We start from the raw sequence: 12,986 nt of genomic DNA, 5'->3' as shown, positions 1-12,986 counted from the left end.
TTCGTAGGAGGTGTGAGCGCGCTCTCCTCGGTGCACCGCGCCCTGCAGGTGCTCGAGGTCGTCGCCGCGGCCGGCGACGGGATCAGCGCGAAGGCCGTCGCCCGGCGGCTCGAGTACAACCTCTCGACGACCTACCACCTGCTCGACAGCCTGGTGTCCGACGGCTACCTCGTGCGCCTGGAGGCGCCGCGCGGCTTCGGGCTCGGTCCCAAGCTGCCCGCGTTGCACGACCGCCTCGTCGCCCAGCTGCCCGTGCCGCGCGGGCTGGGCGGGATCCTCGGCGAGGTGCACGGCACCGCCGGCGCGGGCGCGCTCTACGCGGCGTTCCGCGACGACGACGTGGTGGTCGTGGGGCACGACGACTGCGCCGACCACCCCGTGCCCGTGATCTCGGCGTGGCGCGGCGCCCTGCACGCCACCGCGGTCGGCAAGCTCTGGCTGGCCGAGGCCGGGGCGCCCGCGCGGCGCGCGATCCTCGAGCGCGACGGCCTGCCGGCGCACGCCTACCGCACGATGACCGACCCGGGCGAGCTCGAGCGCGAGCTGGACGCGGTGCGCCGGCGCGACCTCGCCGTCGACCGCGGCGAGTTCCGCGAGCGCCTGGCCTGCATGGCCGCCCCGGTACGGGTGCCGTCGTCCTGCGGGCCGACGCTCGTGGGTGCCGTGGCGGTGGCCGTCCCCGTGGTCCCCGCCGGCGGCCCCGGCAGCATCGCCGACCGGCGCGACCGCCTCGAGCGCGCGGTCCGCGAGGGCGCGCGCCGCCTGTCCGTGGCGCTGCAGGATCCTGTTTCCACTGGATGGGACGACGGCGGGCCGGGGGCCGTGCGCCGCGGATAACCTGCCGCGCATGAGTGCCCGGACCAGCGCCCCGTTCCGCGCCGACCACGTCGGGAGCCTCCTGCGCCCGCCCGCCCTGAAGCAGGCCCGCGACGACCACGCCGCCGGGCGCATCGACGCCGACGCGCTGCGCGCCGCGGAGGACGAGGCGATCCGCGACGCGGTCGCCCTGCAGGAGGGCGTCGGCCTGCAGGCGGCCACCGACGGCGAGTTCCGCCGCACGTCGTGGCACATGGACTTCCTCTACCAGCTCGACGGCGTCACCTCGTCGAAGGACTCGTCGGTCGAGGTCGCGTTCCGCAACTCGTCGGGCGACCTGACCTTCGCCGCGATGTCGCTGGTGATCGACCAGCGGATCGGGCTCTCGAAGACGATCTTCGGTGACGCGTTCACGACGCTGGCGTCGTTCACGTCGTCGGCGGTGCCGAAGCTGACGATCCCGTCGCCGTCGATGCTGCACTACCGCCTCGGCGGGGCGCCGGTGCACGAGGGCTCGCCGTACTCCGAGCCCGACGAGTTCTGGGCCGACCTCGCGGCCGCCTACCGCCAGGAGGTCTCGCGGCTCTACGAGACCGGCGTGCGCTACCTGCAGCTCGACGACACCTCGCTCGCGTACCTCAACGACCCGGCGCAGCGCGAGTCCATGGCCGCCCGCGGCGAGGACGCCGACCACATGCACGAGCGCTACGTGGCCACGATCAACGAGGTGCTGCGAGACCGCCCCGACGACCTGCGCGTCACCACCCACATGTGCCGCGGCAACTACCGCTCGTCCTGGGCGGCCGAGGGCGGCTACGACTACGTCGCCGAGACCGTGTTCGGCGGCCTGGAGATCGACGGCTTCTTCTGCGAGTACGACGACGCGCGCTCGGGCGACTTCTCGCCGCTGCGCTTCGTCCCCCGCGGCGACCAGCAGGTCGTCCTGGGCCTCGTGACCACCAAGACCGGCGAGCTCGAGGACCCGGACACGCTCAAGCGCCGCATCGAGGAGGCCACGAAGTACGTGCCGCTCGAGCAGCTCTGCCTCTCGCCGCAGTGCGGCTTCTCCTCGACGGTCGAGGGCAACGACCTCACCGCCGACCAGCAGCGCGCGAAGCTCGACCTCGTCGTCTCCGTGGCCCAGGACGTCTGGGGCTGACCCCGCCCCCGCCGCCCGCCGCCCGGGGTTGTTTGCAGCGAACGCGCTGTTCGCTGCTTCTATGCGCGCGAAGTCCCCGTTCGCGACCGGACCTGGTGTGCCGCGACGTTGGTCCGGACGCCGTCCCCATCGTCTCTCTGCGTCCACAGGCTCCGGGGTCGTCGCTACCGTCGCCGCGAGCGGCGGGGGGACGCTCGCGGCATGCCCCGCCGTTCCCGAGTCGACCCCGTCGCGATCGCGTCCGTCGGGCTCTTCGGCGTCGCGGCGGTCGCCGATCTGACGGCACTGGGCCTGTCGTCGTCCACGATCAGTCGGCGGGTCCAGGCAGGACATGTGCGCCGAGTGCTGCGTGGCGTCGTGAAGGAGGGCCGGGACGAGCCGACCGCCGACCAGCGAGCGGCCGCCGCGCTGCTGTACGCCGGCCCGTCGTCGGTGATCAGCGGGGGCGAGGCGTTGCGCCGTCACGGCCTCACCGACCCGTCGCCCGACGGGCGCATCCTGGTGCTGGTCGACGAGCAGCGACAACGCACCTCGTCGGCGTTCGTGGAGATCGAGCGCACCGAGCGACTGCCGCGCGCCATGACCGTGGACGGCCTCGATCTCGCCCCGCTGGATCGCGCCGTGATCGACACCGTGCGCCGGGAGGATCAGCTCGACGTGGTGCGGGGCGTGCTCACCGAGGTCGTCCAGAAGGGGCGGACGACCGTGGCTCGCCTGACCGCCGAGCTCGCCGCGGGTTCGCAACGGGGCACGGCGCTGCCCCGTCGCGTGCTGCGCGAGGAGCTGGGGGTCGGGGTGCACTCCGTCGCGGAGGCGTGGGCTCTCGCGGTCCATGCGGACAGCGAACTGCCGCCGGTGCTGTGGAACCCGCGCCTCTACGACCCGGTGACGGGGACCTACATCGCCGAGCCGGACGCCTACTTCCCGGACGTCGGACTGGCGTGGGAGATCGACTCGCGTCGCCACCACTTCCTGCTGCCCGACTGGGACAAGACCCTCCGCCGCCGGGCGCGGATGCAGGCGTACGGCCTCGTCGTCGCCCACACCCGGCCGAGCCGTCTGCGCTCCGACCGGGCCGCCGTCATCGAGGAGCTGTGGGGCTCCTATCGACTCGCGGCCTCACGACCGTGCCCCGATCTGTTGGTCGTCGCCGCCTCCGGCACACCGCAGTCGACCTGAACGAGCCGCCGTCACCCGTCGAGCGAGCGGGGACTTCGCACGCGTAGAAGCAGCGAACAGCGCGTTCGCTGCAACCAAGGACCTCGCCCACGCGCGCAGATACGGAGCGAACGCGGAGTTCGTGCGCATAGAAGCAGCGAACAGCGCGTTCGCTCCGAATCTGACGCGGACGCGAGCGCCAGCCTCAGACGCCGTAGCGGGCCGCGAGTTGGCCCCGGCAGATGCTCGTGTTCGCGTCGACGCCGACCTGGTACGAGCGCGCCTTGCGCAGGTGCAGCGGGAGGGCGTCGACGCCGACCGTGGCGCCGGAGGGGTCGACGACGAGCGGGTCGCCGTCGTCCGCCGGGATGCCGAGCTCGCGGCGCCGGGCCCGCAGGCGCCGGAGGTCGTCGGACTCCGGGGCGTCGGCGAGGGTCATCGCCGCCACCTGCTCCGGCGTCGCCCCCGCGCGCACGAGCGGGCGGACGACGAGGTCCGTGCCGGCCATGAGCGCGCGCTCGGTGAACGTGCGCCGCAGGTCGTCGAGCTCCGAGACGGCCTCGCCGACCTCGGTGCCGGCCATCGAGCCCACGAAGCCCGCCCGCGCGGCGACGCCGGCGTTGATGGCGTCGGAGGCGAAGTGGTCGGCGAGCGTCACGTCGGCCCGGGCGACGCCGGGCACCGCCGACACCGCGTCGTGGGCGTCGGCGACCATGAGGAACGCGAAGTTCGGGGCGCAGAAGTAGGTGGGCAGGCGCAGCGACACGTGCGCGACCCCGTCCGACACGGAGCACGACCCGACGAAGTCGAGCGAGACGACGTCGGCGTCGAGCTCCGGGTCGCGGACGGTCCGCAGCGCCTCCCACACCCGCGCCGCCGGGCCCGTCGCGGCCGACGCCTCGGCCTCGTTGGATCCGGCGATGCGGGAGTCGGAGAGCACCGTCATGCCTGGGCCACCTCGCGCTCGTCGACGAGCTGGGCGCCCTCGCCCGCGCCGAGCTGCAGCTCCGCGGGCACCGGGATGTCGTAGAGCTTGGCGGCGTTCAGGCCGAGGATCTTCTTCTTGCCGTCGGTGCCGAGGCGCGGGTAGTCCTCGTACTCGGCGCTGTCCGGGTAGTCCCAGTCGACGAGGCCCTCGACCTGCCACTTGGGTTCCCAGATGTTGTAGTCCGAGCCGAAGGTCATCTTGTCCTCGCCGACCCAGAACAGCAGCTCGCCCATGACCTTCGCGAAGAAGCGCGGGCGGGCGTGCATGAGGCCGCCGAGCACGACCGAGAGGCCGGCGTAGACGTTGGGCTCCTGCGTCGCCATGAAGCAGAAGTCCTCGATGCGCGGCAGGCCCACGTGCTCGACGATGAAGTTGAGCCCCTGGAAGTCCGTGGCCGCGTGGTCGACGTCCGAGACGTCGAAGGCGTCCTTGTCCAGCGGCCAGATCGTCGGGCCCTTGTGGACGTGGATGTTGCGGATGCCCAGCTCCTGGGCGCGCTCGAGGAAGCGGTAGCACTCGGGGTCCGAGAGCTTGAAGCCGCGCGAGTCGCCGTTCCACTCCGCGGTGTAGAGCTTCGCACCGAGCGGCTGGTAGCGCTCGACGTTGGCCTCGAACTCGCGCATGCCGGCGTCGCCGTCACGCGGGTCGAAGCGGGTGTTCACGCGGAACTTGTCCGGGTGCTTCGTCGCCAGCTCGCCGTTGCGCTCGCTGGTGTTGAAGCCGTCCTTGTACCACTCGCGCAGGTAGGTCGACTGGAAGATGGCGACGTCGACGTGGCCCTCGTCGAAGACCTCGCGCATCAGCTGCTCCTCGGAGACCTTCTGGAACTCCTCGAGCGGCTGGTGGGTCTCGGCGGGGCCGAGCGACTGGTAGGCGTGGAAGCACTCGATCCAGCCCTTGGCGTACTGCTCCGCGCCCTGCACCCAGTTCTCGGGCGACGCGTCCCAGTAGTGCATGTGGGAATCGACGACGAAGTACTTCTCACCGTTCTTCTCGTACACGAGGTTCGGCCTCCCGAGCCTGCGCGGCCGTGGTGGTGGGTGTGGTGGTGGCCACGCGGCCCACATCACACGTGATCGTTCGGTGGTGGGCAACCCCACGGATTCCACCGGCCGCCGAAACGGACTAAACGGACATGGCTCGAAGGCCGCGCGTACGGTCGTCAGCATGCGCATCGTCATCGCGGGCGGCCACGGCAAGATCGCGCTGCGCCTCGAGCGGCAGGCCGCCGCCCGGGGCGACGCCACCGTCGCCCTCATCCGCGACCCGGACCAGGCCGACGACGTGCGCGACGCGGGCGCCGAACCGGTGGTCGCCGACCTCGAGGACATCGCTTCCGGTGAGCTCGCCACGCACCTGACCGGCGCCGACGCCGTCGTGTTCGCCGCGGGCGCCGGGCCGGGCAGCACCGTCGAGCGCAAGGACACCGTCGACCGCGACGCCGCACTGCTCCTCGCCGACGCCGCCGCGGCCGCCGGGGTCCGGCGCTACCTGCTGGTGTCGGCGATGAACATCGACAGCCCGCCGGCGCCCGAGGACGACGACTCCGTGTGGGCCCACTACCTGCGCGCGAAGAAGGCCGCCGAGGACGCGCTGCGGGCGCGGTCCGACCTCGACCTCACGATCCTGCGCCCCGGGCGCCTCACCGACGACCCGGGCACCGGGCTCGTGCGCCTCGGACCCGTCGGCGGTCAGCCCCCCGTGGGCTACGGCGAGGTCACCCGCGACGACGTCGCCGCGGTGCTCCTGGCGCTGCTCGACGCCCCCCGGACGGCGGGCGCGGTGCTCGACCTCGTCGGCGGCACGGTGCCGCCCGCGCAGGCCGTCGCCGCGCTGAGCGGCGCGAACGCCCCCCGCTGACCTACCCGATCAGCCCCTGCTCGCGCAGGAACGACCGCGCGACCTCGTCGGGGCTGCGTCCGCCGGCCGAGACGCGCTCGTTGAGCTGGCGCATCACCGGTTCAGTGAGGGTGGGCGCGAGCATCCGGCCCAGCAGGGCGAGTCGGGGGGCGCGCGCCATCACGTCGCTGCGGACCGTCAGGGCCGCGTTGTAGGGCAGGAAGTAGCCGCGGTCGTCGACGAGCGTCGAGAGCCGCAGCGGGTTGAGCCGGCCGTCGGTCGCGAACACCTCGCCGAACGTGCACGGGTTCGCCGCGGCGACCGCGTCGTAGATCTGGTCGATCTCCCGGGTGTCGAGCGCCTGGTCGCCGAGGGGGATGTCGTAGGTCGCGAGCAGGCCCTGCAGGCCGTCCTCGCGCCCGGTGAACTCCTGGTCGACGCACAGCGTCCCCGCCGGCGACCCGGACCGGACGAGGGCGGCGAAGTCCGAGAGGGTCCGGACGCGCAGCCGCTGCGCGATGTCGGTGCGCACCCCGATCGCGTAGGTGTTGTTGAACGGCGTGAGGTCGAGCCAGGTGACCTGGTTGCCGGCGTCGGCGACGCGCACCGCGTCGTAGAGCGCGATCGGGTCGGCGATCGTCGACTCCTGGGACAGGTACAGGCGCCAGGCGGTGCCGGTGTACTCCCAGTACATGTCGATCTGGCCGCTGGTCAGGGCGGCGCGGACGTTGGCCGAGCCCTTCGTGTCACAGCGGTCGACGACCGTGGCCCCGCTCGACTGCAGCAGGGCGATCGTCATCTTGCAGAGCACGATCTGCTCCGCGAACTCCTTGCCGCCGACGGTCAGCGTCTGTCCCGTGAGGTCGACCTCCTGGGCGAAGCTGCCCGGCGGGGTCAGCCTGCGGTCGTCCGAGCACCCGGCGAGCAGGGCGGCGACCACGACGAGCAGGGCGATCAGGACCGGGGGTCGGGGCACGGGCGGGCGCCTTCGTCTCGGAACGGGCGTGGACCGATCCGACGACGACGGCCGGCCGGGGTCCGAGGACCCGCGACCGGCCGCCGCCGTCGTCACACCGTCGGGAACGGCATCACCGGGCTCACTGCCCGCCGATGAAGCCCTGCTGCTGCAGCCAGCGGGTGGCCACCTGCTGGGGGTCCTGCCCCTGCGAGGAGACCTGCCCGTTGAGGTCGAGCATGACCTCGTTGGTCAGACGCGGGGTGATCGCGTCGAAGACCCGCTGGACGCTCGGGTTCCGGTCGAAGACCTCCTTGCGGAAGGTCGGCGACGCGTTGTACTGCGGGAAGTAGTTCTTGTCGTCCTGCAGCGTCACCAGGTTCAGGCCGGGGATGCGGCCGTCGGTGGTGAAGACCTCGCCGAAGTTGCACGGGTTGCCGTTGGCCGTGGCCTGGTAGATGGCGCCCGTGTCCAGCGTGTTCAGCCCGGGCGGACCGGCCGGCGGGTTGGTGACCCCGTAGGTCCGGTACAGCCCGGCCAGGCCGTCGTCACGACCGGCGAACTCGGCCTCGACGCAGAGCGTGGCGGCCGGGTTCCCGCTGTTGGTGAAGTTGCCCCAGTCCGTCAGCGTCCGCAGGTTGTTCTGGTCGGCGAACGGACGGGTCACCGCGAGGCCGTAGGTGTTGTTGAACGGCGACGGCGGCAGCCAGACGATGTTGTTCTGCGCCAGGTCCGCGTCACGGGTCGCGATGTACTGCTGCTCGGAGCCCGGGATCGGCGAGGCGTTCTTGAGGTGGGTGATCCAGCCGGTACCGGTGTACTCCCAGTACATGTCGATCTGCCCGCCGACGAGGGCGGCGCGGGTCGACGCGGTACCGGTGATGTTGCAGCGGTCGTTGGCCGTCGCGCCCACCGACTGGAGGGCGGCGATGGTCATCTTGCACAGGACCAGCTGCTCGTCGAACTCCTTGCCGCCGATCGTGTAGGTCTGGCCGGCGAGGTTGATGCCGCTGGCCGCCAGGCTGCCGCCCTGGGCCGCGGGCTGGCCGCTGCCCGACAGGCCACCGCAGCCTGCGGCCAGGAGGGCCGTCGCGGCGAGCGTGACCGCGCCCGCCCGCCATCCGGAACGGCGACCGGTTCGGTCACCGCGGAATGTCCACCGCACAGTGTTCTCCTTATCCTCCGGGGTTGGCCGGGCCTCGCGGGCGGGGCGGACGGCCGAGAGAAATCTCGAGGACCGGCCTCAGCCGGACCGGGACACGACGACGCGTTCGACGACGCCGGCGAGCCAGTCGATGAGCAGGGCGACCGCGGCGATGACGCCGCCGGCGACCAGCAGGACGTTGATGCGGTTGAGCCGCAGGGCCTGCTGGACGAGCTCGCCCAGGCCACCCGCGCCGATGTAGCTGGCGAGGGTGGCGGTGCCGACGTTGAGCACGAGCGCCACGCGCAGACCGGCGACGATGACCGGCACCGCGAGCGGGATCTCGACGCGGAACAGCGTCTGCCGGGACGACATGCCCATGCCGCGAGCCGCCTCGATGAGCGACTGGTCGACCTGCTGCAGACCGATGACCGTGTTGCGGAGCACGGGCAGCAGGGCGGCGAGCGTCAGGCCGATGACGGCGGTGGTGACGCCGAAGTCCAGCCAGAACGCCATGAGCAGCAGCACGCCGAACGGCGGCAGGGCCTGCGCGAACCCACCGACGGCGAGGACGGGGCCCTGCGCCTTCCGCGCGCCCCGCCGACTGAGCAGGATGCCGAGCGGCACCGCGATGATCAGCACGAGGACCGTCGACAGGAACGCGAGCCAGAGGTGCTGCCGGAGCAGCCCCGCCACGTTGTCGGCGGCCAGCACGCGCTCCTCGATGGTGTCGAGGTCGCGCGTCTGGATGTAGACGAAGAGCAGGAGCAGCAGCAGGACGATGATCGCCGGCAGGATGACCAGGTCGTAGTGCTGCTGCCAGAGCCGGGCGAGCCGACCGCCCTCCTGCTTGCCCTCGTACTCCTCGACGGACTCCTCGGCCTGGGTGTTGACCGTCTCCGGGGTGGCCGTGCTCATGCGTCACGCTCCCGGGTGCGCAGCCCGCTGACGAGGTCGTTCCAGTGCAGGACGCCCTGCGCGCGGCCCTCGTCGTCGACGACCGCGACCAGCGAGGCCGAGCCGTCGAGCATGACGTCCACCGCGTCGTAGACCGTGCCGGAGATCGGCACCGTCACCAGCGCGACGCCCGAGGCGTCGGCGCCGGGCAGGTGCCGCCACGACACCGGCTTGCCGGAGCCGTCGATCTCGGCCACCGGGGTGCCGTTGCTGTTGCCGACCGCCTTCTCGTCGGTCTCGATCGGGTGCAGCTCCAGGCGGGAGAGCTCGAGCAGCGACAGCCGCCGGACCGCCGCGCCGCCGCCGACGAAGTCGGACACGAAGTCGTTGGCGGGGCGGGTGAGGACGGTCTCCGGGTCGGCGTACTGCTCGAGCTTGCCGGTCGCGAACACGGCGATCTTGTCGCCGAGCTTCACGGCCTCCTGGAGGTCGTGGGTGACGAACGCGATCGTCTTGCCGACGGTGCGCTGGATCTCCAGGAACTCGTCCTGGAGGCGGTCGCGCGTGATCGGGTCGATGGCGCCGAACGGCTCGTCCATGAGCATGACGGGCGGGTCCGCGGCCAGCGCCCGGGCGACGCCGACGCGCTGCTGCTGCCCGCCGGAGAGCTGGCGCGGGTAGCGGTCGCGGAACTGCGAGGGCTCGAGGCCGACCAGGTGGAGCAGCTCGTCGGCGCGCTCCCTGATCCGCTGCTTGTCCCAGCCGAGCATCTTCGGGACGACGCCGATGTTGTCGGCGATCGAGAAGTGCGGGAAGAGCCCGCCCTGCTGGATGACGTAGCCGATCTCCCGGCGCAGGAGGTCGCCGTTGACGTGGGTGACGTCCTTGCCGTTGAGCAGGATGCGTCCCGCGGTCGGCTCGATGAGCCGGTTGATCATCTTGAGCGTCGTCGTCTTGCCGCAGCCCGAGGGACCGATGAGCATGACGATCTCGCCCTGGGGGATCTTCATGTCGAGCTGGCTCACGGCCGGGCTGGTGCCGCCCGGGTAGATCTTCTCGACGCCCTCGAGGACGATCGTGTCGGTCTGTCCGGTGCCGGAGTCCGGGACGGACGTGGTCTGGTCTGCGGTGTCAGACACGGATCCCCCTGGGGATGGTCAGGCGCTGGACGATGGCGAAGAAGAGCTCGAACACGGCGGCGACGACGAGGCACAGCAGCGTGCCCGCGAGGACCTGGTAGAAGGAGTTCGCCGCGCCGATGCGGGAGATCCCGTTGAGCAGCAGGATCCCGAGGCCGGGTCCCTGGACGACGGCACCGACCACGGCGATCGAGATCGAGATCAGCGTGGTGACGCGGATGCCGTTGAGGATGACCGGCCAGGCCAGCGGCAGCTGGATGGTGAGCAGCCGGCGCAGCCGGCCGTAGCCGAGTCCCTTGGCGGACTCCAGCACCGCCCGGTCGACCGTGGTGAGGCCGGCGACCGTGTTCCGCAGCACCGTGTAGAGGGTGTAGATCGTCAGCACGATGATCGCGGTGGTGACCCCCAGCCCGGTGATGGGCAGGAAGAGCGCGAACAGCGCCAGCGAGGGCACGGTGAGCAGGGCGGCGGTGAAGACCAGGCTGCCCTCGCGGACGCCCGTCGCGAACCAGTCGAGCGAGAACCGGCGCGGGTCGGGCTCACCGGTGGAGACCGCCAGCCCCAGCACGACGCTGATCAGGGAGCCCAGGCCGACGGCGATGAGCACCACCAGGAAGTGGGCCTGGGTCAGGAAGATGATCTGCTGCGAGTTGCTGGCGAGATAGTCCAGGAAGTTCACGACGCTCCTCTCTCGGGAGCAGGGGGGGTGGACAGGGGGGACACGTCGTTCGTGGGGCCGGACGGTCCGGCGCGGGCGGTGGCGCGCCCTGCCGAGCTCACCGCCCCCGCCCCCAGGGACCGGGACAGGTCGTAGGCCGCCCGCAGCACCGCGGCGCGGACCTCGTCCAGGACGGGATCGACGCGCGACTCGGGGCCGCTCACGCCGAGGGCGGCGACCACGGCGCCGCTGCTGTCGCGCACGGGGGCGCCGAGGGAGAGCAGGCCGCGATCGGTCTCGTGGCGGGCGAGCGCCCAGCCGCGCCGGCGCTCGTCGGCGACCCGGGAGACGAGCTCGTCGAGGGACCGCGGCGCCGCCGGACCGGCCGGGCCGAGGCCCTCGGGCACGATCACCCGGGCGATGGCGGCCGTGTCGAGGTCGAACAGGAGTGCACGCCCGGTGGCAGTACACGACAACGGCCCCGTGCGTCCCACCCACCCCGCCGCGCGCAGCTCGCTGTCCGGGGCGGCGGAGGCGATGGTCATGACGCTGCCGCCGCTGCGGATGCCGACGTCGACGCGCTCACCGAGCAGGGCGGCCTCGCGCGCGACCGCGGTGTCGGCCTCGTCGCGCAGCCGGCGGTCGACCGCCGTGGCGCCGATCGCGAACAGCCGGGTGCCGATCCGGTAGCGCAGCGAGCCGGGCTCGCGGTCGACGTAGCCGGCGTCGGCCAGGAGCTTGAGCAGGCGCGAGACCTGCGACTTGTCCCGTCCGAGCTGCCGGGCGATCTCGACGACGCCGAGGGAGGAGGGCCCGCCCGGGGTGCCCAGGAGGTCGAGGACGTCGAGCGCCCGGTTGACCGGGCCGCCGGCCTCGTCGCGCGGGCGTCGCCCGCGCGGGGCGGGTGCGGTGGGGGCGCCGTCCTTCGCGCCGAGCGCGGTGGCGGGCGAGCCGGGTGACCGGGGTGCCGGCGTGTCCGGAGCCCCGGTGCGCGCGCGAGGGCTCACGGCTCGCCCCCCTTCCCGAAGACCCCGTCCCGTGCCCCTCGAAGCGGGGCGTCTGCGGCAACGGGCGTTGTCTCAGCGACAACGACTGCGGGGACAGTAGGCGGGGAGCGTGCAGGTTGTCACCCCGTAGGTCCGACATTCGAGGGATGTTTCCCCGCGCGGGGTGGACGCGTTCGGTGACGGACAGCCGATCGGGGGCCGACCGCGAATCGGATCCGGGCAGCTCCGTGCCCGGGGGCACCCTCATCCGGGTGCGGACGACCCGGTCGTCTCACCAGCAGTGACGACGGTGATGTTTCGCGATCGTGATGTGCTCAGGCGCCCCGACCGTCGCCCGTTCGGGGTAGGGCGCGGGGCGTCAGCCCGAGGAGGCCCCGTCGCGGGGGCCGGTCACCGCGGCCCGGGGGTTGCTCCCACCGACGCCCCACAGGGCGAGCAGGCGGTCCTCGATGCGCTCGAGCTCGCCGGCCACCGCGACGTGCGCGCTGCGGCGCCTGCTCGCGGGCATCTGCTCGGCGGCGCGCACGGCGGACTCCAGGTCGCTGAGGCGCTGCTCGGCGTCCTCGACGAACGAGCGGACCTCGGCGGCGCGGGCGTCGTCGCCGCGGCCGTGGCGGGTGCGCAGGTCCTGCGCGGACAGCGCGATGTGGTGCACGCGCGCGTAGAGGGAGGCGCCGCGGCCGCTGAAGTCGACGAGCTCGTCGGGGGCGACGCCGAGCTGGCGGGCGCGGTGGGCGTCCCAGCGGTCCCGGGCGGCGCCGACCGCCTGGTACACGATCGGGGCGACCACCGGCACGACGATGCGGGCGATCCCGATGTAGCGCTTGATCTTCGCGCCGGTCACCGGGTCGGAGACGGTGCCGGTCGGGTCGTCGTCCTCGGCCGCGTCCTCGGACTGCCAGCGCTTCTTCGCGGCCTTGAGGGTCTTCTTGTCGCCGAGGAGGGTCGCCTCCTGGGTCTCCGCGAGCCGCCGCTCGGCCAGCGACGCCTTGCGCCGCTCCTTCTGTGCCGAGACCGCGAGGTCCGCGGCCCTCTTGCTCACGACGTAGACGTCGTCGCCCACCTGCATGGCGTCCGCCTCCGTCGCGGGCCGCCCGCGGCGCCGCAGCAGTCCCATGGACCCTCCAGTCCTCGTGCCCGTGGCCTGTGGTGCGTCCGGGCGGATCGCCCGCACCCTAGTGGCCGCGGGCCGGGCCCCGGCGGCCCCGACGCGGCCGATCACCCGG

The 12,986-nt window shown here is 72.7% G+C and carries 13 protein-coding genes; 4 read left to right on the top strand and 9 right to left on the bottom strand.

The window, feature by feature from the left end; translation table 11 throughout:
* The first annotated feature begins 12 nt into the window (after positions 1-12).
* The 3 genes from ACFPK1_RS00205 (at position 13) to ACFPK1_RS00195 (ending at position 3,154) form a co-directional block, all read left to right on the top strand.
* Positions 13-837: an IclR family transcriptional regulator gene (locus tag ACFPK1_RS00205; protein WP_378018884.1), complete on the top strand. Its 825-nt coding sequence runs from the start codon at positions 13-15 to the stop codon at positions 835-837.
* Between the two features lie 10 nt (positions 838-847).
* A complete protein-coding gene (locus tag ACFPK1_RS00200) occupies positions 848-1,975 on the top strand; it encodes a 5-methyltetrahydropteroyltriglutamate--homocysteine S-methyltransferase (RefSeq protein ID WP_378018883.1) in 1,128 nt (375 codons plus the stop codon).
* 201 nt (positions 1,976-2,176) lie between these two features.
* Complete coding sequence (locus tag ACFPK1_RS00195) at positions 2,177-3,154, top strand: hypothetical protein (protein WP_378018882.1); 978 nt, start codon at positions 2,177-2,179, stop codon at positions 3,152-3,154.
* Positions 3,155-3,338: 184 nt separating this feature from the next.
* Here the strand turns inward: ACFPK1_RS00195 and ACFPK1_RS00190 are convergent, their stop codons facing one another.
* Both ACFPK1_RS00190 and ACFPK1_RS00185 read right to left on the bottom strand, forming a co-directional pair.
* Positions 3,339-4,079, bottom strand: coding sequence for a metal-sulfur cluster assembly factor (locus ACFPK1_RS00190; RefSeq protein ID WP_378018881.1), 741 nt, complete (start codon positions 4,077-4,079; stop codon positions 3,339-3,341).
* Entirely contained in the window at positions 4,076-5,122 is a 1,047-nt protein-coding gene (locus ACFPK1_RS00185; protein ID WP_378018880.1) for an amidohydrolase family protein, read from the bottom strand. Before ACFPK1_RS00185 ends, ACFPK1_RS00190 begins: the two co-directional genes overlap by 4 nt.
* 166 nt (positions 5,123-5,288) lie before the next feature.
* On the opposite strand from ACFPK1_RS00185, the gene ACFPK1_RS00180 reads away from it, so the two are divergent.
* Positions 5,289-5,981, top strand: a complete 693-nt coding sequence (locus tag ACFPK1_RS00180; protein ID WP_378018879.1) for an NAD(P)H-binding protein — start codon at positions 5,289-5,291, stop codon at positions 5,979-5,981.
* 1 nt (position 5,982) lies between these two features.
* Here ACFPK1_RS00180 and ACFPK1_RS00175 read toward each other — a convergent pair whose 3' ends face one another.
* The 7 genes from ACFPK1_RS00175 to ACFPK1_RS00145 all read right to left on the bottom strand — a co-directional run bounded on the left by ACFPK1_RS00175 (position 5,983) and on the right by ACFPK1_RS00145 (position 12,877).
* Positions 5,983-6,936: a glycine betaine ABC transporter substrate-binding protein gene (locus ACFPK1_RS00175; protein WP_378018878.1), complete on the bottom strand. Its 954-nt coding sequence runs from the start codon at positions 6,934-6,936 to the stop codon at positions 5,983-5,985.
* Between the two features lie 121 nt (positions 6,937-7,057).
* Entirely contained in the window at positions 7,058-8,080 is a 1,023-nt protein-coding gene (locus ACFPK1_RS00170) for a glycine betaine ABC transporter substrate-binding protein (protein ID WP_378018877.1), read from the bottom strand.
* Positions 8,081-8,158: 78 nt separating this feature from the next.
* Positions 8,159-8,977 carry an ABC transporter permease gene (locus ACFPK1_RS00165; RefSeq protein WP_378018876.1) on the bottom strand — a complete coding sequence of 273 codons (819 nt, stop codon included), beginning with the start codon at positions 8,975-8,977 and terminating at the stop codon, positions 8,159-8,161.
* Positions 8,974-10,032: an ABC transporter ATP-binding protein gene (locus tag ACFPK1_RS00160; protein ID WP_378019537.1), complete on the bottom strand. Its 1,059-nt coding sequence runs from the start codon at positions 10,030-10,032 to the stop codon at positions 8,974-8,976. Before ACFPK1_RS00160 ends, ACFPK1_RS00165 begins: the two co-directional genes overlap by 4 nt.
* Positions 10,033-10,087: 55 nt before the next feature.
* Positions 10,088-10,774, bottom strand: coding sequence for an ABC transporter permease (locus tag ACFPK1_RS00155; protein WP_378018875.1), 687 nt, complete (start codon positions 10,772-10,774; stop codon positions 10,088-10,090).
* On the bottom strand, positions 10,771-11,760 hold the full coding sequence (locus tag ACFPK1_RS00150) for an IclR family transcriptional regulator (protein ID WP_378018874.1): 990 nt from the start codon (positions 11,758-11,760) through the stop codon (positions 10,771-10,773). The genes ACFPK1_RS00155 and ACFPK1_RS00150 overlap by 4 nt, the downstream gene beginning before the upstream one ends.
* A gap of 358 nt (positions 11,761-12,118) precedes the next feature.
* Positions 12,119-12,877, bottom strand: a complete 759-nt coding sequence (locus tag ACFPK1_RS00145; protein WP_378018873.1) for a DUF6474 family protein — start codon at positions 12,875-12,877, stop codon at positions 12,119-12,121.
* Positions 12,878-12,986 lie beyond the last annotated feature (109 nt).

The organism is Actinomycetospora rhizophila (assembly GCF_042657905.1).
Classification (GTDB): Bacteria; Actinomycetota; Actinomycetes; order Mycobacteriales; family Pseudonocardiaceae; genus Actinomycetospora; species Actinomycetospora rhizophila.
Note: the sequence above shows the minus strand (reverse complement) of the source record. Positions and strands in the feature narration are given on the sequence as shown.